Here is a 25,408-nt window from a genome sequence, read left to right on the forward strand (position 1 = left end):
GCGCCGGGCGCCGTTCAGAGGCGGGTCCAGGTGGCCCGGTCCCGGGCCGTGGCGTGCAGGGCCTCCACGTCCGCCGGTTTCAGCATCCCGCCCGTCCGGGCCAGGCCGGGCAGCTCCCCGTCGGTGAGGACGCGCACCGAACGGGGCGGGGCGGTCACGCTCACGTGCGCCGGCTCGACGAGGACGAGGACGGGGCGGACCTGCGCCGTCAGGGCGTGGGAGGCCCGGTCGGCGTCCGCGCGGACCCGGTGCAGCAGGGGCTGCGGCGTCCGGCGGCCCAGCGTCACCAGGGGGTCGCCGATCCGGACCCGCTGTCTGCGGGCGGGCAGCACGTGGAGGGCGAAGAGGCCGCCGGGCCCGATCAGCAGGTGGTGGACGCGGTCGCCGCCGGGCAGCGGGAGGGAGTGCAGGGTGTGCCAGCCGGCGCCGTCGAGGCGGTCCAGCGCCGTGCCCGTCGCCTGCTCGGCGGCGAGTGCCCGGCGGCGGGGGTCGGGGCGCAGCCGGTGCGCGGGTCCGGGTTCGCGTTCCAGGGCGACCAGGAGCGCCTCGCCGGGCCGGTTGGGGGCGAGGTCGTCGTCCGGGTGGAGGGCGAGCCGGGCCAGTTCGGCCGGGGTCGGGACCGGGGGCGGGCCGACGGCCACCGGTCCGGTGAGGAAGGGGGCCAGGGCGTGCAGGACCTCGTCGCTGCGGTCGTCGCTCAGCAGGTTGACCCGGGCCGCCTCACGGTCGTACCAGGCGACGTTCCCGCCGTCCGGAAGGCAGACGTAGAGCCTTTCCCGGCCATGCCGCCAGGTCGGTATGACGCGCACTCCTTCCACGACATCACCCCCCTCCATGGGACCAGGCGCGGTGCTGCCGGGGCAAGAACCCGGTTGCGTCCGGGTGGGGTTGGGCAGAACCGGGGACGCGATCCGGCCGGTCCGGGCCCGGCGCCCGCCGTGGGCGCCGCAGCTCGCCCTGTGGCGCCGAGTAGCCCGGCGGGCCCGCGCGCACGCAAAATGGCCTTCCGTACGAGGACGCGTACGGCGCCGCGGATCCCGCGGCACCGCGTGTCCCGGTGCACGCCGCCCGCCGTGCGGGACCGCCGACGCCGTCACCGTCCCCAGACCCCAGGAGTGCAGTGCTCCCGAGCCGCCGCGGGCGCCCAGCCCGTGTCCCCGCCGCCCTCGCGCTGCTCCTGGCGACCGCGGCCGCCGCCGGCGCGCTGGCCGCCTGCGGGGACACCGGCGGGCTGCGGGGCGCCGGGGCGACGCCCGCCGCGCGCAGTCCGGCCCGGCTGTGGCCCGGTCTGACCCCCGCGTCGAGTCCGGCGTACGACATCGGCGAGGTGGAGCACGCGGTGGTCGACGGCGTCGCCGTGCCCGGTGGCGACGTCCGCAGGGCGGATCCGGTGGCCGCGGTGCGGGCCGAGATCGCCGCGCGCCCGGACGACTACGCGGGCGCGAAGGCGCCGTACCACGAGACGTCCGTGCGGATGGCGGACTGCGGCACGGACGGGGCCGGGGACGGCACCGGCGACGGGGCCGGGGACGCCGGCTGCCCGGTGCTGCGGCCGTACTACCGCGACCTGACCGGCGACGGGCGCCCCGAGATGACGCTGGGCTTCCGGCTGCTGCCGGAGAAGCTGACCGCCGTACGCGTCTACACCGTCGAGAAGGACCGGCTGGTGCGGGTCATGTCCTACGAGGACGCCGTGAGCGCGGTCGAGCTGGCCGGGCGGACGGTCATCGTCCGTTCGCCCTCGGAGGTGGCCGGCTACGAGTACCGCTTGCAGTGGACCTGGGACGCCGACCAGCGGGCCATGCTGCTGACCAGCGACGAGATGCTCCGCACCGACGACGGCGGGCGGCACACGAAGCGCCCCTCCGCGTCGCCGTCGGCCGCCGCCTCCCCGTCCTCCTCCTCCTCCCCGTACTCCCCGTCCTCCCGGGCGAGCGACCGGTGAGGCTCGCGCTCCCCCGGTGGGCCGGGCCCCTCGCCGTGAGGTCGGCCGTCTTCATCGCCGTGATGTGCTGCGGACTCGCCGCGCTGCTCGGCGTCCTGGTGCACGTCTCGGTCACCGACCAGACCGTCGGCCAGGCGCGGGACGTCGCCCTGTCCCGGCTGCGGGAGGCGACGGAGTCCTACGAGGCGGGGGACCCGCTGCGGCGCGGGGCCGGCATCGATCCGCCGGGGCTGCCGCGGCGGCTGCGCGAGCTGGCCGTGTCGGGCCGGCGCGGCACGATGGCCGCCGACTACGAGGGGCGCCCCACGATGTGGGCGGCGGGTCCCGCCGCGGACGGCCGGGCGCTGGCGGTGCGGGTCGACCACTCCCAGGGCCGGGCCACCATCGACGGTCTGGACGGCGCCATCGTGTGGTCGTCGGGGCTGGCGATCGGGGCGACGCTGCTGGTCGGCGCGTTCGCGGTGACGCGGGTGACGCGGCGGCTGCACACCACGGCGCGGGTGGCGCGGCGGATCAGCGCCGGGGACCTCGACGCGCGGGTCGGTGATCCGCGCGCGCAGGATCCGACGCGCGCGCAGGACGAGGTGGCCTCGGTCGCCGCCGCGCTGGACTCGATGGCGTCGTCGCTCCAGGGCAAGCTGCTGGCCGAGCAGCGCTTCACCGCCGACGTGGCGCACGAGCTGCGCACCCCGCTCACCGGTCTGCACGCGGCGGCCGAGCTGCTGCCGCCGGGCCGCCCCACCGAGCTGGTGCGGGACCGGGTGGCGGCGCTGCGCACCCTCACCGAGGACCTGCTGGAGATCTCCCGGCTGGAGAGCGGGCGGGAGCGGATGGAGACGGAGCCGGAGGAGCTGGGCGCGCTGGCCCGGCGGGTGGTGCGGGGCTCGGGCACCGCCACGCGCGTGGACGTCGTACGGGACGCCCGGGTGGAGACCGACCGGCGGCGCCTGGAGCGGGTGCTGGGCAATCTGGTCGCGAACGCGCACCGGCACGGGCGGGGGCCGGTGGTACTGACCGTGGACGGTGCGGTGATCACCGTACGGGACCACGGGGACGGCTATCCGGATTACCTGCTCGCGCACGGGCCGCAGCGCTTTCGCACCGAGGGCGGGACCAAGGGGCACGGGCTGGGGCTGACCATCGCGCTGGGGCAGGCCGAGGTGCTCGGGGCGCGGCTCGAGTTCGCCAACCCGCCGGACGGCGGGGCGCTGGCCCGGCTGACGCTGCCTCAGCAGCCCTGACCCGGCCCGCCCCGGCCCCGTCCGTGTCCTTGACCAGGGTGGCTGCGCCGATGGCTCAGTGCGGCGGGCGGCTCGTACGGGACGCTCCTAATGTGGCGGTTAGTCACCTGAAGGCCCGTTCGCTCCCGGGAGGTACTCCCATGTCGCCACTGTCCGCACCCGCCTCGCGCTTCCCTCTGGTCCGCGGCCTCGCCACCGCCCTCGCGGCCGGGGCGCTCGCCACCGCCGTCGCCGTCACGCCCGCCGTCGCGAACGACGGGTGGGGCGGTGACCGGGGCTCCACGTCCGGTGCCGCCCGGGACGGAAACGGCGGCGGGGGCGGCAGCGGCGGCGAGTGGGGCGGGAACGACGGCCGCCAGGAGCAGGGCCGTTACCGGGGCGTCGTGACGGCCGACCGGCTCGCCCTGCGCACTTCCCCGAGCCGCGGCGCGGACGTCATCCGCTACGCCCGCCGGGGCGAGGTCGTCTCCATCTACTGCAAGACGCCCGGCTCCAAGGTCAAGGGCAACCCCCTGTGGTACCTCCTCACGGACGGCACCTGGGCCTGGGGCGCGGCCCGTTACATCGACAACGTCGGCCCCGCGCCGCGCTGGTGCTGAGCCGGACGACGCGCAGACCACACCATTTGGGTAAGTTCCGGACATGACCAAGGCCGGAACCGGAACCGGACTCACCGTGGCACAGGCGGACACACCCGCTCCCGTCGCCCGACTTCCCCGGCGCCGGGGCATCGAACTCGCGCTGATCCTGATGGCCGTCCTGCTGTCGGTGTTCGGCTACTGCAACGTCGGCCTCGCGCAGCACGACGCCCTCCCGCCCGACGCCGCCGGCTACGGCGCCGGGCTCGGGGTGCTGGCGCTCCTCGCCCATCTGGCGGTGCGGCTGCGCGCCCCGTACGCGGACCCGCTGCTGCTGCCCATCGGGGTGCTGCTCAACGGCCTGGGCCTGGTGCTGATCTACCGGCTCGACCTGGAGACGCCGGGCGACCGGGCGGCGCCGGCGCAGCTGGTGTGGTCGACGCTGGGCGTCGCCCTGTTCATCGTGGTCGTCCTGCTCCTGCGCGACCACCGGGTCCTCCAGCGCTACGCCTACGTCTGCGTCGCCGCCGCGCTCGCCCTGCTCACCGCGCCGATCTTCTTCCCCGCGGTGAACGGCGCCCGCATCTGGATCCGGCTCGGGGACTTCTCCATCCAGCCCGGCGAGTTCGCGAAGGTGCTGCTCGCGGTGTTCTTCGCCGCGTACCTGGCCGCCAACCGCAGCGCGCTGGCGTACGCGGGCCGCAGGGTGTGGCGGCTTCAGCTGCCCACCGGCCGGGTCCTGGGCCCGATCCTGGCGGTGTGGCTGGTCAGCGTCGGCGTCCTGGTCCTGGAACGCGACCTCGGCACCTCGCTGCTCTTCTTCGGCCTGTTCGTGGTCCTCCTCTACGTCGCCACCGGCCGCACCGGATGGATCGCCGTCGGCCTGGTGCTGGCCTCGCTGGGCGCGGTCGCCGTGGGCTGGCTGGAGCCGCACGTGCACAGCCGGGTGGAGGACTGGCTGCACCCCTTCGCGTCCATCGAGGCGGGCGACGGGCCGAACCAGCTGGCCCAGTCGCTCTTCGCCTTCGCGGCGGGCGGGCTGACCGGCACGGGGCTCGGCCTCGGCCACTCGGTCCTGATCGGTTTCGCCGTCAAGTCGGACTTCATCCTGGCGACCGCCGGGGAGGAGCTGGGCTTCCTCGGGCTGACCGCCGTCTTCCTGCTGTACGGGCTGCTGGTGGAGCGCGGTTACCGGGCGGGCCTCGGCGCCCGCGACCCCTTCGGGCGGCTGCTGGCGGTCGGGCTCTCCTCGATCGTGGCGCTCCAGGTGTTCGTCATCGCGGGCGGGGTGACCGGGCTGATCCCGCTGACCGGCATGGCGATGCCGTTCCTGGCGCAGGGCGGCTCCTCGGTCGTCACCAACTGGGCGATCGTGGCGCTGCTGATCCGGGTGAGCCACGCGGCCCGCAGCCAGGCCGGCGGGCGGGCGGAGCCATGAGCGGGGAGCGGGCCCGGTGACCCGGAACATCCGGCACGCCGCCGTGTTCTGCGCCCTGCTGCTGGTCGCCCTGGTGGTCAACGCGGCCCGCGTGCAGATCGTCCAGAAGCCCGAGTACGACGACAACCCGGCCAACCGCCGCCCCGACATCGCCCGCTACCAGCAGCCGCGCGGCGACATCCTGGTCGGCGGCGAGGCGGTCACCGGCTCCCGCGACACCGGCGAGCACCTGCGCTACGAGCGGACCTACGCCAACGGGCCGATGTACGCGCCGATCACGGGCTTCGCCTCGCAGGCGTACGGGACGACGCTGCTCGAGCACGCCGAGGACGGCCTGCTGTCCGGGGCCGACCCGATGCTCGCGCCGCTGCCGCTGTGGAACGACGTCACGGGCGCCCACAACCCGGGCGGCGACGTGGTGACGACGATCGACGGGGCGGCGCAGCGGGCGGCGTTCGAGGGGCTCGGTGGGCGCAAGGGGGCGGTGGCCGCCGTCGAGCCGGCCACGGGCCGCATCCTGGCCCTGGTCTCCACCCCGTCCTACGATCCCCAGCTGCTGTCCGGGAACAGCACGGCCGCCACCCGTACCTGGAACCGCCTGAACGCCGACCCGGACAAGCCGATGCTCAACCGGGCGGTGAGCCGGACCTATCCGCCGGGTTCGACCTTCAAGGTGGTCACCGCGGCGGCGGCGCTGGACGCGGGGGTGGTCCGCGACCTGGACGCGCCGACCCGCTCCCCCGACCCGTACACGCTGCCCGGGACGCGGACGAAGCTCACGAACGAGGCCGACGGCTGCCGGGACGCCTCGCTGCGGGAGGCGTTCGAGTGGTCCTGCAACACGGTGTTCGCCAAGCTGGGCATCGACGTGGGCGTGCGCGGCATGACGGCGATGGCGGAGGCCTTCGGCTTCAACGACGACGGACTGCGGGTGCCCTTCCCCGTCGCGCGCAGCACCTTCGACACCTCGGTGGACCGGGCGCAGCTCGGCCTGTCGTCGATCGGGCAGTACAACACCCGGGCGACGCCGTTGCAGATGGCGATGGTGGCGGCGGCGGTGGCGGGCGGCGGCCAGGTGCGCTCGCCGTATCTGGTGGAACGGACGCTGAGGGCGGGCGGCAGCCTGGTGGCGGCGGCCGGGTCGCGGCCGTCCCACGAGGTGATGCGTCCCTCGACGGCGGCGCGGCTCAAGGAGCTGATGACCGGCGTGGTGGACAGGGGCACCGGCGCGAAGGCCGCGATCCCGGGTGCCACCGTCGGCGGCAAGACCGGCACCGCCCAGCACGGCGTCGGCAACTCGGGCACGCCGTACGCGTGGTTCGTCTCCTGGGCGCGGGGCGACGGGGACGTGGAGCCGAAGGTCGCGGTCGCGGTGGTGGTCGAGGGCTCGGCGGCCGACCGGGACCGCATCAGCGGGGGCGGGCTGGCGGCGCCGATCGCGCGGGCGGTGATGGAGGCGGTTCTCGGGGGTGAGGGCGGGGCTATCGGCGACGGTTCACGGCGGTGAGGTCGATGTCGATGAGGAAGGGGACAGTGAGTTTGAGGCGGTTGTGGAAGATGCCAGTGGGCACGTAGGTCTTCGCCGTCGACTCCAGTTCGTAGACGTAGACAACGGGCAGTCCGTTGTTCTGCTCGATCCGCCAGTAGTGCGTAATGCCCGCAGCTGCGTACTTGCGGGGCTTGGTCTCCCGGTCTCTGTCAATCGAGTCCTCGGAGACCACCTCAGCGGCCAGAAGAACGTCACTGTGGAGGAGACGAGTCTGCTTGGGTCCCAGGTCCGCACCGGCCCGGGCCACCAGCACGTCGGGCTCCGGACGGTTCCGGTCGTTGAGCGTCACCGTGAACTCGCGGTAGATCTCGAATTCGTCCGGCGCCTGGTCGCTGAGGGCACGGTCCAGCAAGCGGATCGTACGCATGTGAAAAGCGGTCTGCGGACTCACGAAAACAAGGCTCCCGTCGATCAGCTCCGTGTGCGGAGGCAGGTTGGGAAGCTCGTCGAGGTCGTCCGCCGTCCAGCCGCCCTCCGGCGGACGGGGCCACTCGTAGTCGTCGTCCAGCCCGTAGTCACGTGCGGCGCTCATGATCGCTCCCATGTCCCGGAGTCTGACGGACACGGCCAGCGTACCCAGGACGAACGCCGACGGGGCGCTCCATCGAGTGGTCCCGCGCCGAGGCGTTGACGGCGCCCCACCTTTACTCGCGGTCAACAAGTTCCGCGCAGGGGATTGACGAGCTTGCTGACACGCAGTCTCATAAGACTCGGCACGCTGGAGTGACCGCGGGTAACACGATCCGTTCGACGAGGTGGGACACAGCCATGACGACCCTGACGGAAGCCGACGCGCTCGAGGGCCTGCGCGACGCGCTCGGCCTGCTCAAGGACCGGGAGCAGGTGGCCGAACGGCTGCTCGACTCGTCCGCCAAGCACTCGTTCGACCCGGACAAGGAGCTGGACTGGGACGCGCCGTTCGAGGACGGCAAGTGGTTCTGGCCGCCGGAGCTGGTGTCGCTGTACGACACCCCGATGTGGCAGCGGATGAGCGAGGAGCAGCGGATCGCGCTCTCGCAGCACGAGGCCGCCGCGCTGGCCTCGCTCGGCATCTGGTTCGAGCTGATCCTGATGCAGCTCCTGGTCCGGCACGTCTACGACAAGGCGGCGACGAGCGCCCACGTGCGCTACGCGCTGACCGAGATCGAGGACGAGTGCCGGCACTCGAAGATGTTCGCCCGGCTGATATCGCGCGGCGAGACCCCGTGGTACCCGGTGAGCCCGGTCCACCAGCACCTCGGCCGCCTCTTCAAGACGATCTCCACCACGCCCGGCTCCTTCACCGCCACGCTGCTCGGCGAGGAGGTCCTGGACTGGATGCAGCGGCTGACCTTCCCGGACGAGCGGGTCCAGCCGCTGATCCGGGGCGTCACGCGCATCCACGTCGTGGAGGAGGCCCGGCACGTGCGGTACGCCCGTGAGGAGCTGCGGCGGCAGATGGTGACGGCCCCGAAGTGGTCGCAGGAGTTCACCCGGGTCACCTCCGGCGAGTTCGCCCGCGTCTTCTCCAAGGCCTTCATCAACCCCGAGGTCTACACGAACGTCGGCCTGGACAAGCGGGAGGCCCTGGCCCAGGTCCAGGCCAGCGGCCACCGCAAGGAGATCATGCAGACCGGCGCGAAGCGCCTCACGGACTTCCTGGACGACATCGGCGTCCTGCGCGGCGCGGGCCGCAAGCTGTGGCGGTCCTCAGGGCTGCTGGCGTAAGCCCCTCGGCGGCCCCGCCACGCCGGGCCGCCCAGTTACCCTGCGGACATGAATCCGCAGGCCTCCACCCCCGCCTACCGCCGCCTGAGCGTCGAAGAGCGCCGCCTCCAGTTGCTGGACGCGGCGCTCTCCCTCTTCGCGCACCGGCCCCCGGAGGAGGTCTCCCTGGACGACGTGGCCGAGCAGGCCGGGGTCTCGCGGCCGCTGGTGTACCGGTACTTCCCCGGCGGCAAGCAGCAGTTGTACGAGGCCGCGCTCGGCTCCGCCGCCGACGAACTGCGCCTGTGCTTCGACGAGCCCCGCGTGGGCCCGCTGCTGGCCCGGCTCTCCCGCGCCCTGGACCGCTACCTCACCTTCGTCGACGAGCACGACACCGGCTTCAGCGCCCTGCTGCGCGGCGGCAGCGTCGTCGAGACCTCGCAGACCTCGGGCATCGTGGACGGCGTACGCCGGGCCGCCGCCGACCACATCATGGGCCACCTGGACGTCGCCGAGCCCGGCCCCCGGCTGCGGATGACGGTCCGGATGTGGATCACGGCCGTGGAGGCGGCCTCGCTGATCTGGCTGGACGAGGACAAGCAGCCGCCCCTCGACGAGCTGCGGGACTGGCTGGTCGAGCAGTTCCTCGCCGTGCTGACGGTCACCGCCCGCCGCGACCCGCAGACCGCGACCCTGGTCGAGGCGCTGGCGGCGGACCTCTGACCCCGGGCGCCGGTCTCCGGCACCCGCTGCGCCGATCACCGACACTGGTGCCGTGAAGAGCGAAGACACCCCCTTCGAGGGCGGCCCGATGGACGGACGCGTGCTGCCCGTCCTGGTCGGGATGACCGGGCACCCGCCGAAGACGTACCGCATCCCCGTACCGGACCCGGACGGCGGCCCGCCCACCGTGCTGGTGTACCGCAGGGAGCCCCGGGACGCCCGGGGCGGGCTGCGGTTCGCCCGGTGGAAGTACACGTACGACCCCACCGGCCGGACGGGCTCCGACCGGAAGTGGCCCTGGTCGAAGCCGGACCGCCCGGCGGCCGCCGATCCAGACGCCACGCCGCGCGGCAAGCCGGACGACGCGGACGGGTGACCCGGTTGCGCCGGTCCGCGCACACTCGGCGCGCGAAGCCCGCGGGCCCCCCGCATGCTCACCGTGCGGAGCGGACCCGCCGCCCCGCACCGGAGGTGATGGCATGTCAGGAAGGCTCCTGCGGCTGGCGTGTACGGCGGCGCTCGCGGCCGGAATCGTCCTCGCGCCCGTGCCCGCGGCGGCCGAACCCGCGCCCGGCGCCACCGACGACCGTACGGTGAGCGATCTGCTGACGGACCTTCAGCGGCTGTACCGGGAGGCGGAGAAGGCCACCGAGACGTACAACGGCACCGAGGAACGCCTCCGGCGGCAGCGCGCGGAGGTGCGGCGGCTGGACGCCGAGCTGGCGCGGAGCCGTACGTCCCTGCACGACAGCCGGGGCGCGGCCGGGCGGCTGGCCCGGCAGCAGTACCAGAGCAGCAGCGGCCTCTCCCCCTACCTGCGGCTGCTGCTGGCCCGCGATCCGCAGCACGCGATCGACCAGGGCCACGTGATCGGCCGGCTGGCCCGGGAACGGGTCGAGACCGTGGGCCGCCTGACCGGTGCCGAGAAGAAGGCCGAGGAGCTGGCCCGGCGTTCGCGCGAGGCCCTGGCCCGGCAGGCCGCCCTGGCCGGGGCGCAGGAGAAGGACCGGGACGACGTGCGCGAACGCCTGCGCGCCGTCGAGGAGCTGCTCGCCTCCCTCACCCCCGGGCAACTGGCCGCGCTGGCGGAGCTGGAGAAGAGCGGGATCGCCGAGGAGCAGGAGCGGTTCCTGGCGTCCGGGGCGCTCGGCGACGACGCCAAGCCGTCCGACGGGGGCGACCGGGCGGTGCGCTTCGCGGTGGAGCAGCTCGGCAAGCCGTACGAGTGGGGCGCCGAGGGACCGGTGTCGTACGACTGCTCGGGGCTGACCTCGGTCGCCTGGGAGCGGGCCGGGACGCCGATCCCGCGGACCAGCCAGGAGCAGTGGGCGCGCCTCGAACACGTGGCGCTGGACGAGCTGCGCCCCGGTGACCTGGTCGTGTACTTCCCCGAGGCGACGCACGTGGCGCTCTACCTCGGGGACGGCATGGTCGTCCAGGCACCGCGCCCCGGCGCCGAGGTCAAGGTCTCGCCGATCGCCGCCAACCCGGTCCTGGGCGCCGTCCGTCCCGACCCCGGCGGGCAGCCCCTGCGGCACTACACGCCACCGAGGCTGCCCGCGGGGGCGACGGACGGGCCGGACGAGGGGTACGCGGCCTCCTACGCGCCCGCGGCGCCCGAGACCTCGGCCAGGTAGCCCTCGGTCTTCGCCGGGTCGTAGAAGAAGTTCTCGAAGTCGCCCGGGTCGTTGAAGCCGTTGGCGAAGCGGTCGGCGATGGGCTGGAGCTGGGTCGCCGCGCCGAACAGGTTGAGGATGTGCTCCGGCGGCGGGGCGAGCATGGTGTTCGTCCACTTGGTGACGTGCTGGGCGGTCTCCCAGTAGCGGTCGAAGGCCTGCTGCATCCAGGCCGCGTCGAACTCCTGGTCGCCGTGCTCGATGATCGAGTCGAGGTAGGAGGCGGCGCACTTGGAGGCGGAGTTGGAGCCCTGGCCGGTGATCGGGTCGTTGGCGACGACCACGTCGGCCACGCCGAGGACGAGTCCGCCGCCGGGGAGGCGGCCGATCGGGTTGCGGACGGTGGGGGCGTAGCGGCCGGCCAGGGTGCCGCCGGCGTCGGTCAGTTCGACCTTGGTGGCCCGCGCGTACTCCCAGGGGAGGAACTTCTCCATGAGTTCCAGGGTCAGGGAGAGGTGCTCCGAGGGGTCCTTGACGTCCTTGAAGGCGTCCAGCGGGCCGCCGGGTATGCCCTCCCAGAACAGGATGTCGGCGCGGCCCGAGGTGGTGAACGTCGGCATGATGAACATCTCGCCGACGCCCGGCACCAGGTTGCAGCGCACGGCCTCCGTCTCCGGGTGCTCGGGGCGCGGGCCCATCCCGTGGACGTAGGCGACGGCGAGGGCGCGCTGCGGCTCGCTGTACGGGGAGCGGGAGGCGTCGCGGCCGAACATCTGGACCAGCTCGCCCTTGCCCGCCGAGACCAGGACCAGGTCGTAGGCGCGGGAGAAGTAGTCCAGGTCGCCGACGGCCGCGCCGTGGATGACCAGCTGGCCGCCGCGCTGGGCGAAGGTCTCCATCCAGCCGGCCATCTTCACCCGCTGGTCGACCGACTGCGCGAAGCCGTCGAGGCGCCCGAGCCAGTCGATCGCGCGCTGCGAGGGACCGGGGTCGAAGGAGCCGGGGGCCGCCACCGAGACGCCGAGTCCCTCGATCTTCGGGGCCTGGGACTCCCAGAAGTTCAGCTGGAGATCGCGCTCGTGCTGGAGTGCCGTGTGGAACATGCACTGCGTCGACATGACCCGGCCGGTGCGGATCTCGTCCGCGGTCCGGTTGGACATCAGGGTGACCTCGTAGCCGTGCGACTGAAGGCCGAGGGCAAGCTGGAGGCCGGACTGGCCGGCTCCGACGACGAGTATCTTCCGCATGCGGTTTCCGTCTCCTGGTCGAGGGCGTCTGGTCGAGAGTTCGTCTACTCGGGTGTTTCGTCGAGCGCGTGGCCCACGAGGGACAGCAGGGTCTCGATGGCCGAGATCCGACGGCGCGCGTCCATGATCATGACAGGTATGTGCGCCGGGATCGTCAACGCCTCCCGTACGTCCTCCGCCTCGAACACCTCGCTGCCGTCGAAGTGGTTGACCGCGACGACGTACGGCAGCCCGCAGCTCTCGAAGTAGTCGAGCGCCGGCCAGCAGTCCTTCAGGCGCCGGGTGTCGGCGAGGACGACGGCGCCGATGGCGCCCCGCACCAGGTCGTCCCACATGAACCAGAACCGCTGCTGGCCCGGGGTGCCGAACAGGTAGAGCACCAGGTCGTCGTCGAGCGTGAGACGGCCGAAGTCCATGGCCACGGTGGTGGTGAGCTTGCCCGGCGTGGCGGTGAGGTCGTCGGTCTCCTCGCTCGCCTCGGTCATCAGCGCCTCGGTCTGGAGGGGCGTGATCTCCGAGACGGCGGTGACCAGCGTGGTCTTGCCCACGCCGAACCCTCCCGCGACGACGATCTTCGTGGCGACCGGCGCGCGGGTGGGATCCGTCTGCCAGGGCTGCACGGGCCCGTCGGTGTCGACGAGCGGGGGGACGCCGAACGCGGCGGCGTCAGAGACGACGGAGTCCACTGAGCACCCTTTCGAGCAGAGCGCGGTCCGGGCGGCCCGTGCCGTGGCCGGTCCCGGTGCCGTACACACGGATCTTTCCCTGGTCCGCCAGGTCGCTGATGAGGACGCGGACCACGCCGAGCGGCATCTTCAGCAGCGCGGCGATCTCGGCCACCGTACGCATACGGCGGCACAGTTCGACGATGGCCCGCATCTCCGGCATCACCCGTGAGGTCAGGCCGCCGTTCGTCAGTTCCTTGCGCTCCTCGGCGGCCTCGAGCGCGACGGTGCCGGCGGTGGCGCCGACGAACGTCTCGACGAGCAGGACGTGGCCGAAGCGGGTACGGCCGCCGGTGAGCGAGTAGGGGCGGACGCGCGCCGGTTTGCGGTCGGCGCCGCGCACCGGGAGGCTGCCCCGGCCGTTCTTGCCGGGTCTTCCGGGACTGCTGCTCATCGGGCGCTCCCCGTGGGCTCGGACTCCAGGGACTGCCGCAACTCGGTGCGGAGTTCGGGGGTCAGGACGTGGCCGGCGCGGCCGACGAAGAGCGCCATGTGGTATGCCACGACGCTCATGTCGCACTCCGCGGAGCCGTGCACGCCGAGCAGCGAGCCGTCGCTGATCGACATGACGAACAGGCTGCCCTCGTCCATGGCGACCATCGTGTGCTTCACGGTGCCGAAGTCCATCAGCCGGGCGGCGCCGACGGTCAGGCTGCCCACGCCGGAGACGACGGTGGCGAGGTCGGCGGCGGAGCCGCGCGGGCCCGCCCGGGGTGTCTCGCGGACCTGCCGGGCCTCTTCGTTGCGGCCGGGGTCGGAGGACAGGAGCAGGAGCCCGTCGGAGGAGACCACGGCGACCGACCGGATGCCGGGCACCTCCTCGACGAGGTTGGTCAGCAGCCAGTGGAGATTGCGGGCTTCACTGCTCAGTCCGAAGGTACTGGGCGCGGTCAACTGCTTGCCTCCTCGACAGTGCCCCCCGTGGCTTCTTCGGTTGTGTCCGCCGCGGCGTCCGGCAGCCGGTTCCGTCCGGTGCCGTCGGCGATCTCCGCCTCGACGTCCCGGCGGCCGGCCTCCGCCCCGCGGCGGAACCCGCCCAGGCGCCGGCGGAGCGCGTCGGCGTCCACGGAACCCGAGGTGCGCGGGCGCGGCACCGCGGCGGGGCTGGTGAGCTTCGGGGTCCGCTTGGGCAGCCCCTTGTCGGTGACCGGTTCGGGCGCTTCGGCCCGGTCCGGTCCGGGGTCGTCGGCGCGGGCCGGTTCCGGGTCGGCCACCGGGTCGGGAACGACCGGCGTGTCCGGTGCGTCCGGTGTGTCGGGCGTCCGGGCCGCGCCCTCGTCCGGCGTGCGGTCGTGGGCGTCGGGGCCGATGGCGTACGGGTCGGTGACGGGCTCGGTGACGGGCTCGGTCCGGGTCTCCGGGTCCGCCAGGGCCGGGAGGAAGAGGGCCATCGTGGCGTCGTCGGGGAGGTCGCTGCCGGGGGCGGCACCGTCCCCGGGGGCCGGCGCGTCCTGGCCGGGCTGCTCCGGGACGGGTCCGTCCGCCGGTGCCGCGTGCCGGTCCGCGGCGGGGTCGTGGGAGTCGCCGGGGACCGTCGGGCGGGCGGCGCCCGTGCCCTCCGGCGTCTCGGCCCGCGCGGGCTCCGGGTCCGGGGTCTCGCGGCCGTGGCTCTCCCGGCCCGCGGGGTCCGGGCCGGCGATCTCCCGGCCCGGGGTTTCGGGCGACGCCGTCTCCGTGGCCTCGGCCGCCTCCGCGGCGGGGCCCGACGCACCGAGGGACACGGCGGCGCCCGGCTCCGAAGCGTCCGGGGACACGGCAGCGCCCGGGGCCGATGCGCCCGGGGACGCGTCCGCCTCGGCACGGCGTACGGCTTCCTCCGCCGAGGCGACCAGCGGGTCGGTGCCGGGCTCCGGGGCCGGGCCGGCTTCCGTCCCGGCGTCGGGTTCCGCCCGCTCGGCCTTCTCCGCCCGCCCGTGCAGGACGTTGGAGTTGGCCTCCGCGTCGGCGCCAGGCAGGGAGAAGGAGCCGGTGCCGTCGGACACGGGCACCGTCGGGGCCAGCGCGGCCGGCGGGGCCGCGGCGAGCAGGGCGCCCGGGAGCACGACGACGGCCGCGACCCCGCCCTGCTTCTGCTCCCGCAGCCGTACCCGCGCCCCGTGCCGGTGGGCGAGCCGGGCGACGACGTAGAGGCCGAGCCCGAGACCGTCCTCGCCCTCCTGGTCGAACGGCGCCTCCGGGTCGAAGTCGGTGAGGCGGGCGTTGAGCCGCTGGAGGCGTTCGGTGTCCATGCCGATGCCCTCGTCCTGGACGGAGAGCATCACCTCGCCGTTCTCCAGGAGCCACCCGGAGACCTCGACGGGCAGGTCCGGCGGCGAGAAGGAGGTGGCGTTCTCCAGCAGTTCGGCCAGCAGGTGGGAGAGGTCGTCGGCGGCGAAGCCGGCCACGTGGGCGTGTGGCGGCAGCGCGGCGATGCGCACCCGCTCGTACCGCTCGATCTCGCTGACCGCGGCGCGGACCACGTCGACCAGCGGCACCGGCGAGGCACTGTGCTGGACGTGCTCGGTGCCGGCGAGGACGAGGAGGTTCTCGCTGTGCCGGCGCATCACCGTGGCGAAGTGGTCGAGCTTGAACAGGGTGGCGAGACGGTCCGGGTCCTGCTCGCGCTCCTCCAGGCTCTCGATGACGGCGAGTTGCCGCTCGACCAGGCCGAGGGTGCGCAGTGCGAGGTTGACGAAGGTGGAGCCGATGCTCTTGCGCACCACCTCCAGCTGGGCGGCGGACTCGGCGAGTTCGGTGCGCAGCCCCTCGCGGGCGTCGGCCATCTTCTGCCGCTGGCCGACGAGGTGCTTGCGGTCGGACTCCAGCGTGGCGACCCGCCCGGCGAGCGTGGCGGCGTGCGTGTGCAGGGCGTTGACGGAGCGGACGACCTGCGCGAACTCGTCGTTGCGGCCGGTGAAGGCGACCGGCTCCTCGGCCGTCGGGTCCTCCGCGCCGGCCAGCCGGGCCGAGCCGCGGCGCAGCACCGACAGCGGCCGGGTGAGGGTGCGGGCCAGGGCGGTGGCGATACCGATCGTGAGCAGGATCAGGGCGCCGAGGACGGCGATCCGGATCTCCAGCGCGGTGACGTCGTCGTCGCGCAGCTGCTCCAGGGACTTGACGCGCTTCTCGTACAGGGCGGACTCGGCGCCGCGCATCGCGTCGACGCGGGCGGAGAGCGCGGCGCCCAGCTTCTTGGTGCTGGTGCGCAGATCGCCGTCGGAGAGCGTCGGCTCGTCGGTGAGGCCGGCGAGGTACTTCTCGGCGGAGTTGACCTCGGGCCCGGCGACGGTGGCGTCGAAGCTGCTCCGCGCCTCCTTGGGGGCGCCGTCGCGGAAGTCGGCGAGGGCGGCGTCGGAGCGGACCCGGGCCTGCTGGGCGGCGGCGGAGAGCGCGTCGCGCTGCTCGGCGTCGGCGTCCGAGGTGGTCGACGTCTCGGTCGGCAGGCCGGTGATCGGGTCGATGACGGTCTGGGTGGTGCTGGGCACGTTGAGGGCCGCGAGCAGCAGACCGCGGGTGGCGGCGGCCTGCTGTACGGCGGTGTCCAGCTCGGCGAGGGCGTACGCGCCGGCGCCCGCGCGGGGCGGCATCTCCTCGCCCAGCTTCTCGGCCAGGGCGTGGAGTTCGGTGATCGCCTCCGAGTACGCCTCGTGGGCCTCGAGGGCGGTGCTCTTGCCGGTGAGCGCGGCCCGGCGCAGCGCGGCGACGGCGTCGAGGTCCTCGCGCAGGGAGGCGGGCGTGTCCGGGTCGGCGCGCAGTTCCTCGACCTGGCGGTCGACGCGGGCGCTGCGCTGCTCGGAGGGCGCCTTGGACTTGGGCCGGCCCGCCGCGATGTACGGGGTGACCTCGTCCCGCTCGTCGGCCAGGGAGTGGGCGAGGGTCAGCGCACCCTGGGTCTGCTCGGCGAGCGTCACCAGTTCCTGGGAGTCGTTCAGTTGGCCCGAGGCGGCCACGACCGACGGAGCTCCGGCCCCGGCGACGGCGGCTGCCACGACCGCCACGGCGACGATCAGCCGGTTGCGTACGTGGGTGGGACGGCCCTTGCCCACGGGTGCCTCCGGCTGCGGAGGGGTGGAGGTTCCGGGGGTGCCGGGGATCTGCTCCGCGCTCCCCGCGGGGGCCGTCTGCTTGCCTGTGCGACGAGGCCGCGTCTTCTGCACCGGTGCTCGCATTCCTGACTCGTGTACCCGTGGGCCCGGGTGGCGCTCCGTCAACTGGCCGGTCGGGGGCGCGTGCACCCTCCGCCGGACGCTGGGCCGTCCCCCGGCCGCCGGCAGCGCGTCGGGCGGGGAGACCGCGTGAGCGGGGCAGGCCCCCCACCGGTTCCCGACCCTCCCAGTGCCGGTGGGCGGTGAGCGCGCATCATCCGACCCGCCACCCGAAGGAGTGAACCCCGGAGGGGAGTTGAGGAGCAAGTTCCCCTGGCTCGTGCCGCACGGTAGTCCGGCGGGCCGGTTGGACGTCTGCGACGGGCGGTGGCACTATGTGCCGCCACGCGCCGCCGGAGGATGGAATTCCAGCCCAAATCCGGCGCCTGACCTGCGTCGCCGCGTCGATTCGGGGAGAATCCGGGGAAGGTGCCAGCCTTTTGCGGACGCTGTGAAGGGCTCGTGCAGACTGGCCGGATGCGTACGGAACTCGTCTCGGAACCAGGCCTCGCCGACCAGCCCAACGAGGACTTCGCGAGCGTCGGACTACCGGCCTCGGGACGGGGCGGTTCACTCGTCGTCCTCGACGGTGTGACACCGCCGCGGACCGCGACGGGGTGTCTGCATTCGGTGCCCTGGTTCACGGCGCGCCTCGGCGGGGCGCTGACCGAACTGACCGTTTCACTCCCGGATCTCCCCCTCGCCGAGGCCCTGTCCCGCGCCATCGCTCGTACCGCGGGAGCCCACGCGGAAACCTGTGACCTTTCTCACCCGCGCACCCCACAGGCAACCGTGGTCCTCGCCCGCTGGTCCCCGGCCGCGGTCGAGTACCTGGTCCTGTCCGACTCGGCGCTGCTGCTGGAGGCCCCCGACGGCACCCTCACGCCCGTCCTGGACGACCGGCTGTCCCGGCTGCCCCGCTCGGCCCTCGCCACCGACGCGATGGTCGACGCCACCCTGCGCAACAAGGAGGGCGGTTTCTTCACGGCCGCGGCCGATCCCGGGGTGGCGGCACGGGCGGTGACGGGCACGCTGCCGCGCGAGGGGGTGCGGACGGTGGCGGCGCTGACGGACGGGGCCGCACGCTGGGTGGAGAAGTTCGGTGAGGGCGACTGGACGGAGTGCCTGGCGCTGGTGCGCAAACAGGGTGCGCGGGCGCTGGTGGACCGGGTGCGGGAGCTGGAACTCCTGGACGCCGCGGGCGAGCGGGCGTTCCTGGGCCGCAGCAAGACGCACGACGACGCGACGGTGGTCTACGCCGAGCTGTGAGCGCGCCGGCCGTCCACGCCGAGCCGTGGGACGCCGAGTCGCAGGGCGGGGGTGGTGAAAGGAGCGGTGCCCGGCGCTACTTCTCCATCCCGCGGTTGAGTTCGCGCAGCAGGCGGGCCAGTTCCGACACCTCGCGCTGGTCCCAGTCGGCGAGCCGGCGGGCGTACCGGGCGCGGCGGGCATCCCGGACCCGGCCGACGCGTTCCTGTCCCTCGGCCGTGAGGGTGACCAGCCAGGCCCGGCCGTCGGCGGGGTCGGGCTCGCGGGCGACGAGCCCGAGTTCCTCCAAGGCGTGCAGCTGGCGGGACATGGTCGCCTTGCCGACGCCGATGAAGGCGGCGAGTTCGGTGGCGCGCTGGCCGCCGCACTCGCCGAGCCGGACCAGCAGGCCGTACGCCGACGACTCGAGGTCGGGGTGGACCTCCCGGGCCATCTCGCCCTGGTTGGCCCGGGCCCGCCGCAGCAGCACCGTCATCTCCCGCTCCAGGGCGAGGAACTCGGGCTGGTTCACACCACTGCCGGACGGGTGGGATTCAACTCCGCGACCGCCGCCGTTCCCGTCTTCGTGCACGTCAGCCCCTGCCTCTATTTTCCCGGTCCTGAAAGTTTCCGCCATCGGCCGCCATCACCGCAGCTCGCCAAGTATTTCGCAGGCTTAGACCAACGGCGGCTTCCGGCGCCTCTTCCCACCCCCGTTCTACGTGCGTAGCGTCTTCACCGGACCCTGGCTGGCATGCGCACGCCATTCGTGTCACCGATGGGTCCTCCCCACTCGCGCATCCCCCACCGAGCACCACCGAGCCATCGGAGGGCACGTCATGCTCGTGCACAGACCCGGATCGGCCCGCGGACGGCGTTTCGCCGTCACCGGGATCCTGCTCGCCGCGTTCTCCCTCGTGTTCACCCTTCCCGCCGACGCGTCGACCTCCGCCGACGTCCCGCCGCGCGGCTCCGCCCACATGGGCATGGGCGTCGCGGCCCACGACGGCGAACACGGCACCCCCGTCCCGGGCCGCGCGGCCCAGACCGAGGGCGTCGACGTCTCCAGCCACCAGGGCAACGTGGCCTGGTCGACCCTGTGGAACAGCGGAGTCAAGTGGGCCTACGCCAAGGCCACCGAGGGGACGTACTACACCAACCCCTACTTCGCCCAGCAGTACAACGGCTCCTACAACGTCGGCATGATCCGCGGCGCGTACCACTTCGCCACCCCGGACACGACGAGCGGCGCCACCCAGGCCAACTACTTCGTCGACCACGGCGGCGGCTGGTCCAGGGACGGCAAGACGCTGCCGGGCGCGCTCGACATCGAGTGGAACCCGTACGGCGCCACCTGCTACGGCAAGTCGCAGAGCGGGATGGTCTCCTGGATCCGCGACTTCCTGAACACGTACAAGGCCCGGACCGGCCGGGACGCCGTGATCTACACGGCCACCAGCTGGTGGACCCAGTGCACCGGCAACTACGGCGGTTTCGCGACGAACAACCCGCTGTGGGTCGCGCGGTACGCCTCGACGGTGGGCACGCTGCCGGCCGGCTGGGGCTACTACACGATGTGGCAGTACACGTCGTCCGGTCCGACGGTCGGCGACCACAACAAGTTCAACGGCGCGCTGGACCGCGTCCAGGCCCTCGCGAACGGCTGACCGCCGGTACGTCACGGACAAGCGAAGGCCCGGGCTCCTTTCCCAGGAACCCGGGCCTTCCCTTTCCTCATCCGATCGCGTCCGTCACGCCGCGACCGGAACCTCCGGCTTCGCCCCGTTGGTCGCGGGAGCGAGCGCCAGTTCCAGGACCTGGCGGACGTCGGTGACGGCGTGGACGTCGAGCTTGTCCAGCACCTGGGCCGGGACGTCGTCCAGGTCGGGCTCGTTGCGCTTGGGGATGATCACCGTGGTGATCCCCGCCCGGTGCGCGGCGAGCAGCTTCTGCTTGACCCCGCCGATCGGCAGCACCCGCCCGGTCAGCGAGACCTCGCCGGTCATCGCCACGTCGGTGCGGACCAGCCGGCCCGAGAGCAGCGAGGCGAGGGCCGTGGTCATGGTGACGCCGGCGCTCGGGCCGTCCTTGGGGACCGCGCCCGCCGGGAAGTGGATGTGCGCTCCCCGGTCCTTCAGGTCGCCCACCGGCAGCTCCAGCTCGGCGCCGTGACTGCGCAGGAAGCTCAGCGCGATCTGCGCCGACTCCTTCATCACGTCGCCCAGCTGACCGGTCAGGGTCAGCCCCGCCGCGCCGGTCTCCGGGTCGGCCAGCGACGCCTCGACGTAGAGGACGTCGCCGCCCGCGCCGGTGACCGCGAGGCCGGTGGCGACGCCGGGCACCGCGGTGCGCCGCTCGGCCGGGTCCTGGGCGGACTCGGGCACGTGGTGCGGCCGCCCGATGAGACCGCGCAGGTCGGCCTCGGTGACGGTGAACGGCAGCTCCCGCTCGCCCAGCTCGTGCTGGGCCGCCACCTTGCGCAGCAGCCGCGCGACGGACCGCTCCAGGGTGCGCACGCCCGCCTCGCGGGTGTACTCGCCCGCCAGCTTGCGCAGCGCGCCCTCGTCGACGGTGACCTCGTCCGCGTCGAGTCCGGCACGCTCCAGCTGGCGCGGGAGCAGGTGGTCACGGGCGATGACGACCTTCTCGTCCTCGGTGTAGCCGTCGAGCCTGACCAGCTCCATGCGGTCGAGCAGGGCCTCCGGGATGGCCTCCAGGACGTTGGCGGTGGCGAGGAAGACCACGTCGGACAGGTCCAGCTCGACCTCCAGGTAGTGGTCCCGGAAGGTGTGGTTCTGGGCCGGGTCGAGGACCTCCAGCAGGGCGGCGGCCGGGTCGCCCCGGAAGTCGGAGCCCACCTTGTCGATCTCGTCGAGCAGGACGACCGGGTTCATGGACCCCGCCTCCTTGATCGCCCGCACGATCCGGCCGGGCAGCGCGCCGACGTACGTACGCCGGTGGCCGCGGATCTCGGCCTCGTCGCGGACGCCGCCGAGGGCGACGCGGACGAACTTGCGGCCCATCGCGTGGGCGACGGACTCGCCGAGGCTGGTCTTGCCGACGCCGGGCGGGCCGACCAGGGCGAGCACGGCACCGCCGCGCCGGCCGCCGACCACGCCGAGGCCCCGGTCGCCGCGCCGCTTGCGCACGGCCAGGTACTCGGTGATGCGCTCCTTCACGTCCTCCAGGCCCGCGTGCTCGGCGTCGAGCACCGCCTGGGCGCCCTGGATGTCGTAGGCGTCCTCGGTGCGCTCGCTCCACGGCATCTCCAGGACCGTGTCGAGCCAGGTGCGGATCCAGGAGCCCTCGGGCGACTGGTCGGAGGACCGCTCCAGCTTGTCGACCTCCTTGAGCGCGGCCTCGCGGACCTTCTCGGGCAGGTCGGCGGCCTCCACGCGGGCGCGGTAGTCGTCGGACTCCTCACCGTCCTGCTCGCCGTTGATCTCGCGCAGTTCCTTGCGGACGGCTTCGAGCTGGCGGCGCAGCAGGAACTCCCGCTGCTGCTTGTCGACGCCCTCCTGGACGTCCTTGGCGATGGTCTCGGCGACGTCCTGTTCGGCGAGGTGGTCGCGCAGCTGCTGGGTGGCGAGCTTGAGACGGGCCACCGGGTCGGTGGTCTCGAGCAGCTCGACCTTCTGCTCGGTGGTCAGGAACGGCGAGTATCCGGAGTTGTCGGCGAGCGCGGACACGTCGTCGATGGCCTGGACCCGGTCGACGACCTGCCAGGCGCCGCGCTTGCGCAGCCAGGCGGTGGCGAGCGCCTTGTACTCCTTCACCAGCTCGGCCACCTGGCCGGGCAACGGCTCGGGGACGGTCTCGTCGACCCGGGTGCCCTCGACCCAGAGCGCGGCGCCGGGGCCGGTGGTGCCGGCGCCGATGCGCACCCGGCCCCGGCCGCGGATCAGGGCGCCCGGGTCGCCGTCGGCCAGGCGGCCGACCTGTTCGACCGTGCCGAGGACGCCGGTGGCGGCGTGGGCACCGTCGATGCGCGGGACGAGGAGGACCCGGGGCTTGCCGGGCTCGGACCTGGCGGCGGCCTGGGCGGCCTCCACCGCGGCCCGTACCTCGGCGTCGCTCAGGTCCAGGGGGACGACCATGCCGGGCAGGACCACTTCGTCGTCGAGCGGCAGCACGGGCAGGGTGAGCGGTGTGAAGGCGGCGGACTCAGCAGCCATGATCTCCCCTTCGGCAGTCAAGTTGAGTTACATCGACTCAATGAAAGGGAGTCCCGGATTGTTCCCCAAGGCTTGTTCGCTGTGAGCGATCAAGCGCCACGGGGCGCTTCCGGCCTGTGGGGACAGCACCGCCGCACCGGCCCGCATTCCTTCGCCGGGACGAGTGCCAGGATGGGCCGATGCCCCTCACTACCCACGACTCTTCCGACGCCCCCGAGGTGCTGGACCGCCGCGAGGGTCCGTACGGCGAGGTGGTCCTGCGCCGGCACGGGACGTTGCTCCAGATCATCGCGAACGGCTGCTTCCTGATGGACACCTCGGACGGGCGTTCGGAGCGGCGCCTGGTCGACGCGGCGGCCGACGCGCTCGCCGCCACCGGCGGACGCACCGCGGCGCACCTGCTCGTCGGCGGCCTCGGCGTCGGCTTCTCCCTCGTCCACGCGGCCGCCGATCCCCGCTGGGGCCGGATCGCGGTCGTCGAACGCGAGCGCGCCATCATCGACTGGCACCGCACCGGACCGCTGGCGGCGCTCACCGCCGACGCGCTGGCCGATCCGCGCACGGAGATCGTCGAGGCGGACCTGGTCGGTTACGTCAATGAGACATCCGACACGTACGACGCCCTCTGCCTCGACATCGACAACGGCCCCGGCTGGACCGTCACCGAGGGCAACGGTGGGCTGTACGCGCCGTCCGGACTGGCGGGCTGCGCGCGGCTGTTGAGGCCCGGCGGGGTGCTCGCCGTATGGTCCGCGCAGCCCTCTCCAGAATTCGAAGAAACCTTGCGTAATGCCGGTTTCCAGCAGGTGCGTACCGAAGAGATCCCCGTTGCCCGGGGCGTTCCGGACGTCGTTCACATCGGCGTAGGGCCTGGATAGCAAAGGCGCGGTGACTCCCCGTACGCTGCTGCCCTGACGCGGATCATTCAAGCGTCAAGCGCAGTCATGGGATCACCCCACGGATTCCGGAAAGCACACCTCAGGGGCGGGCGATGGAGCAGACACAGACCTCCCACAACGGCACGGCCACCCAGGGCGCCCAGCGCCGGGTGCTGGTGGTCGAGGACGATCAGACGATCGTGGACGCCATCGCGACCCGCCTGCGCGCCGAAGGGTTCCTGGTGCAAACGGCGGGCGACGGTCCGTCCGCCGTCGACACGGCCGAGGCTTGGCAGCCCGACCTGCTGATCCTCGACATCATGCTGCCCGGCTTCGACGGCCTGGAGGTCTGCCGCCGCGTGCAGGCCCAGCGGCCGGTGCCGGTGCTGATGCTCACCGCGCGCGACGACGAGACGGACATGCTGGTCGGCCTCGGCGTCGGCGCCGACGACTACATGACCAAGCCGTTCTCGATGCGCGAGCTGGCCGCCCGCGTGCACGTGCTGCTGCGGCGGGTCGAGCGGGCCGTGGTGGCCGCCTCGACGCCGCGCAGCGGCATCCTGCGCCTGGGCGAGCTGGAGATCGACCACGCGCAGCGCCGGGTGCGGGTGCGCAGCGAGGACGTCCACCTCACGCCGACCGAGTTCGACCTGCTGGTCTGCCTGGCGAACACGCCGCGCGCGGTGCTCTCCCGCGAGCAGCTGCTCGCCGAGGTCTGGGACTGGGCCGACGCCTCGGGCACCCGGACCGTGGACAGCCACATCAAGGCGCTGCGCCGGAAGATCGGCGCCGAGCGCATCCGCACCGTGCACGGCGTGGGCTACGCGTTGGAGACACCGACGCCATGAGCCGGGGACGGGAAGCCGCACGGAGGAGCCCCGGCCCCCGGAGAGCCGGGGATCCCTGGGGTGGCGTACGCCCGTTCTCGATCAAGACCAAGCTGGGCGCGCTGGTCGTCACGTCGGTGCTGATCACCACCGGCCTGTCGGTGATAGCGGTGCACACCAAGACGGAGCTGCGCTTCATCACGGTGTTCTCGATGATCGCCACGCTGCTGATCACGCAGTTCGTGGCGCACTCGCTGACCGCGCCGCTGGACGAGATGAACGCCGTCGCCCGGTCCATCTCGCACGGCGACTACACCCGCCGGGTGCGGGAGAACCGCCGCGACGAGCTGGGCGACCTGGCCGTCACCATCAACCGCATGGCCGACGACCTGGAGGCCCAGGACCTCCAGCGCAAGGAGCTGGTGGCGAACGTCTCGCACGAGCTGCGCACCCCCATCGCGGGCCTGCGCGCGGTGCTGGAGAACATCGTCGACGGGGTCACCGAGGCCGACCCCGAGACCATGCGCACGGCGCTCGGGCAGACCGAGCGGCTCGGCCGGCTGGTGGAGACGCTCCTCGACCTCTCCCGCCTGGACAACGGCGTCATACCGCTGCGCAAGCGGCGCTTCGAGGTGTGGCCCTACCTCGCGGGCGTGCTGAAGGAGGCGAACATGCTCGCCTCGGCCCGCGCGGGCATCGCCTCGGGGTCCGGCAGCCACACCCGCACCGACGTCCATCTGGCCCTCGACGTCTTCCCCGGGGATCTGACCGCGCACGCCGACCCCGAGCGCATCCACCAGGTCGTCGCCAACCTGATCGACAACGCCGTCAAGCACAGCCCGCCGCACGGCCGGGTGACGGTCCGGGCGCGGCGCGGGGAGCTGCCGGAGTCCCTGGAGCTGGAGGTCCTCGACGAAGGGCCCGGCATTCCGCGCTCGGAGTGGCGCCGGGTGTTCGAGCGTTTCAACCGGGGTTCGGTGTCGCGGCCGCACGGTCCGGGCAGCGACGGAGGCACCGGTCTGGGGCTCGCGATCGCCCGCTGGGCGGTGGATCTGCACGGCGGCCGGATCGGGGTGGCCGAATCCGAGCGGGGCTGCCGGATTCTCATCACTCTTCCGGGCCTGCCGTCACGGTCCGGTTGACGTAGGGTTCGAAGCGGAGCATCAAGATCCACTGCATCCGCGCTGGCGGACACGTGTGATCAGGCACAGGACCGCGTCGTCGGGGCGCCGGGCCTCGGTCTCCCCATCCCTCACACAGCGGAACCTCGCTTGTTTCCCGCCATTTCCAGCGCTGAAACGCGGTCTGCGATGTGACTTACGCGACGATGAACGGGCCCAGCCTGACCTTCCGGTGCCGGTAGGCGTAGCCTTGATTCCCGCTGTCCACCATCCTTGTGAAGCGGAAG

General features: G+C 73.2%; 23 protein-coding genes. 14 read left to right on the forward strand and 9 right to left on the reverse strand.

All coding sequences use genetic code 11. The annotated features are described in order from the left end of the window. Window positions 1-14: 14 nt before the first annotated feature. Entirely contained in the window at window positions 15-818 is an 804-nt protein-coding gene (locus OHA99_RS11760; RefSeq protein WP_366473181.1) for a nuclease-related domain-containing protein, read from the reverse strand. A gap of 302 nt (window positions 819-1,120) precedes the next feature. Here OHA99_RS11760 and OHA99_RS11765 point away from each other — a divergent pair, with 302 nt between their 5' ends. From OHA99_RS11765 to OHA99_RS11785, 5 genes are all read left to right on the forward strand, one after another. Further along, window positions 1,121-1,945: a hypothetical protein gene (locus OHA99_RS11765; protein ID WP_366473180.1), complete on the forward strand. Its 825-nt coding sequence runs from the start codon at window positions 1,121-1,123 to the stop codon at window positions 1,943-1,945. Continuing rightward, a complete protein-coding gene (locus OHA99_RS11770) occupies window positions 1,942-3,186 on the forward strand; it encodes an ATP-binding protein (RefSeq protein WP_153177970.1) in 1,245 nt (414 codons plus the stop codon). Before OHA99_RS11765 ends, OHA99_RS11770 begins: the two co-directional genes overlap by 4 nt. A gap of 140 nt (window positions 3,187-3,326) precedes the next feature. Beyond that, the gene (locus OHA99_RS11775) at window positions 3,327-3,785 is read left to right on the forward strand and encodes an SH3 domain-containing protein (protein ID WP_153177971.1); all 459 of its coding nucleotides are present in this window, start codon (window positions 3,327-3,329) and stop codon (window positions 3,783-3,785) included. A gap of 43 nt (window positions 3,786-3,828) precedes the next feature. Further along, window positions 3,829-5,202 (forward strand): FtsW/RodA/SpoVE family cell cycle protein, encoded by a 1,374-nt coding sequence (locus OHA99_RS11780; protein WP_164383253.1) that lies wholly within the window; start codon window positions 3,829-3,831, stop codon window positions 5,200-5,202. Window positions 5,203-5,218: 16 nt separating this feature from the next. Continuing rightward, window positions 5,219-6,709 carry a penicillin-binding transpeptidase domain-containing protein gene (locus tag OHA99_RS11785; protein ID WP_405695652.1) on the forward strand — a complete coding sequence of 497 codons (1,491 nt, stop codon included), beginning with the start codon at window positions 5,219-5,221 and terminating at the stop codon, window positions 6,707-6,709. Here OHA99_RS11785 and OHA99_RS11790 read toward each other — a convergent pair. Beyond that, the gene (locus tag OHA99_RS11790; protein WP_405695654.1) at window positions 6,684-7,283 is read right to left on the reverse strand and encodes a Uma2 family endonuclease; all 600 of its coding nucleotides are present in this window, start codon (window positions 7,281-7,283) and stop codon (window positions 6,684-6,686) included. The two genes, OHA99_RS11785 and OHA99_RS11790, sit on opposite strands and share 26 nt — an antisense overlap. A gap of 236 nt (window positions 7,284-7,519) precedes the next feature. On the opposite strand from OHA99_RS11790, the gene OHA99_RS11795 reads away from it, so the two are divergent. The 4 genes from OHA99_RS11795 to OHA99_RS11810 all read left to right on the forward strand — a co-directional run bounded on the left by OHA99_RS11795 (window position 7,520) and on the right by OHA99_RS11810 (window position 10,797). Continuing rightward, on the forward strand, window positions 7,520-8,458 hold the full coding sequence (locus OHA99_RS11795) for a diiron oxygenase (protein ID WP_054099043.1): 939 nt from the start codon (window positions 7,520-7,522) through the stop codon (window positions 8,456-8,458). Window positions 8,459-8,506: 48 nt separating this feature from the next. Next, window positions 8,507-9,160 (forward strand): TetR/AcrR family transcriptional regulator, encoded by a 654-nt coding sequence (locus tag OHA99_RS11800; RefSeq protein ID WP_381497527.1) that lies wholly within the window; start codon window positions 8,507-8,509, stop codon window positions 9,158-9,160. Between the two features lie 52 nt (window positions 9,161-9,212). Next, complete coding sequence (locus tag OHA99_RS11805; protein ID WP_054099044.1) at window positions 9,213-9,536, forward strand: hypothetical protein; 324 nt, start codon at window positions 9,213-9,215, stop codon at window positions 9,534-9,536. A 103-nt stretch (window positions 9,537-9,639) separates the two neighbouring features. Beyond that, window positions 9,640-10,797 carry an NlpC/P60 family protein gene (locus OHA99_RS11810; RefSeq protein ID WP_381497529.1) on the forward strand — a complete coding sequence of 386 codons (1,158 nt, stop codon included), beginning with the start codon at window positions 9,640-9,642 and terminating at the stop codon, window positions 10,795-10,797. On the opposite strand, the gene OHA99_RS11815 is transcribed toward OHA99_RS11810, so the two are convergent. From OHA99_RS11815 to OHA99_RS11835, 5 genes are read right to left on the reverse strand one after another with little or no spacing between them, the layout of a single operon-like run. Further along, window positions 10,761-12,023, reverse strand: coding sequence for a styrene monooxygenase/indole monooxygenase family protein (locus OHA99_RS11815; protein WP_381497530.1), 1,263 nt, complete (start codon window positions 12,021-12,023; stop codon window positions 10,761-10,763). The two genes, OHA99_RS11810 and OHA99_RS11815, sit on opposite strands and share 37 nt — an antisense overlap. A gap of 44 nt (window positions 12,024-12,067) precedes the next feature. Then, on the reverse strand, window positions 12,068-12,709 hold the full coding sequence (locus tag OHA99_RS11820) for an ATP/GTP-binding protein (protein WP_007444651.1): 642 nt from the start codon (window positions 12,707-12,709) through the stop codon (window positions 12,068-12,070). Further along, entirely contained in the window at window positions 12,690-13,142 is a 453-nt protein-coding gene (locus tag OHA99_RS11825; protein WP_153177978.1) for a DUF742 domain-containing protein, read from the reverse strand. The genes OHA99_RS11820 and OHA99_RS11825 overlap by 20 nt, the downstream gene beginning before the upstream one ends. Then, window positions 13,139-13,642: a roadblock/LC7 domain-containing protein gene (locus OHA99_RS11830; RefSeq protein WP_164383258.1), complete on the reverse strand. Its 504-nt coding sequence runs from the start codon at window positions 13,640-13,642 to the stop codon at window positions 13,139-13,141. The genes OHA99_RS11825 and OHA99_RS11830 overlap by 4 nt, the downstream gene beginning before the upstream one ends. Next, on the reverse strand, window positions 13,639-16,896 hold the full coding sequence (locus OHA99_RS11835) for a nitrate- and nitrite sensing domain-containing protein (protein ID WP_405695660.1): 3,258 nt from the start codon (window positions 16,894-16,896) through the stop codon (window positions 13,639-13,641). Before OHA99_RS11835 ends, OHA99_RS11830 begins: the two co-directional genes overlap by 4 nt. A 453-nt stretch (window positions 16,897-17,349) precedes the next feature. On the opposite strand from OHA99_RS11835, the gene OHA99_RS11840 reads away from it, so the two are divergent. Next, window positions 17,350-18,141, forward strand: a complete 792-nt coding sequence (locus OHA99_RS11840; protein WP_153177980.1) for a protein phosphatase 2C domain-containing protein — start codon at window positions 17,350-17,352, stop codon at window positions 18,139-18,141. Window positions 18,142-18,217: 76 nt separating this feature from the next. Here the strand turns inward: OHA99_RS11840 and OHA99_RS11845 are convergent, their stop codons facing one another. Then, entirely contained in the window at window positions 18,218-18,712 is a 495-nt protein-coding gene (locus tag OHA99_RS11845; RefSeq protein WP_153177981.1) for a MarR family winged helix-turn-helix transcriptional regulator, read from the reverse strand. A 247-nt stretch (window positions 18,713-18,959) separates the two neighbouring features. Between OHA99_RS11845 and OHA99_RS11850 the strand changes: the two genes are divergently transcribed. Beyond that, window positions 18,960-19,787: a lysozyme gene (locus OHA99_RS11850; RefSeq protein WP_153177982.1), complete on the forward strand. Its 828-nt coding sequence runs from the start codon at window positions 18,960-18,962 to the stop codon at window positions 19,785-19,787. Between the two features lie 84 nt (window positions 19,788-19,871). Here OHA99_RS11850 and lon read toward each other — a convergent pair whose 3' ends face one another. Next, complete coding sequence (gene lon, locus OHA99_RS11855) at window positions 19,872-22,295, reverse strand: endopeptidase La (RefSeq protein ID WP_381585479.1); 2,424 nt, start codon at window positions 22,293-22,295, stop codon at window positions 19,872-19,874. 179 nt (window positions 22,296-22,474) lie between these two features. Between lon and OHA99_RS11860 the strand changes: the two genes are divergently transcribed. The 3 genes from OHA99_RS11860 (at window position 22,475) to OHA99_RS11870 (ending at window position 25,142) form a co-directional block, all read left to right on the forward strand. Continuing rightward, window positions 22,475-23,173 carry a spermidine synthase gene (locus tag OHA99_RS11860; protein ID WP_405695664.1) on the forward strand — a complete coding sequence of 233 codons (699 nt, stop codon included), beginning with the start codon at window positions 22,475-22,477 and terminating at the stop codon, window positions 23,171-23,173. Window positions 23,174-23,286: 113 nt separating this feature from the next. Further along, complete coding sequence (locus OHA99_RS11865) at window positions 23,287-24,021, forward strand: response regulator transcription factor (RefSeq protein WP_003973686.1); 735 nt, start codon at window positions 23,287-23,289, stop codon at window positions 24,019-24,021. Further along, entirely contained in the window at window positions 24,018-25,142 is a 1,125-nt protein-coding gene (locus OHA99_RS11870) for a cell wall metabolism sensor histidine kinase WalK (protein WP_153177985.1), read from the forward strand. Before OHA99_RS11865 ends, OHA99_RS11870 begins: the two co-directional genes overlap by 4 nt. The last annotated feature ends 266 nt before the right edge of the window (window positions 25,143-25,408 follow it).

The sequence above is a fragment of the Streptomyces coelicoflavus genome (assembly GCF_045041415.1).
Taxonomy (GTDB): domain Bacteria; phylum Actinomycetota; class Actinomycetes; order Streptomycetales; family Streptomycetaceae; genus Streptomyces; species Streptomyces coelicoflavus.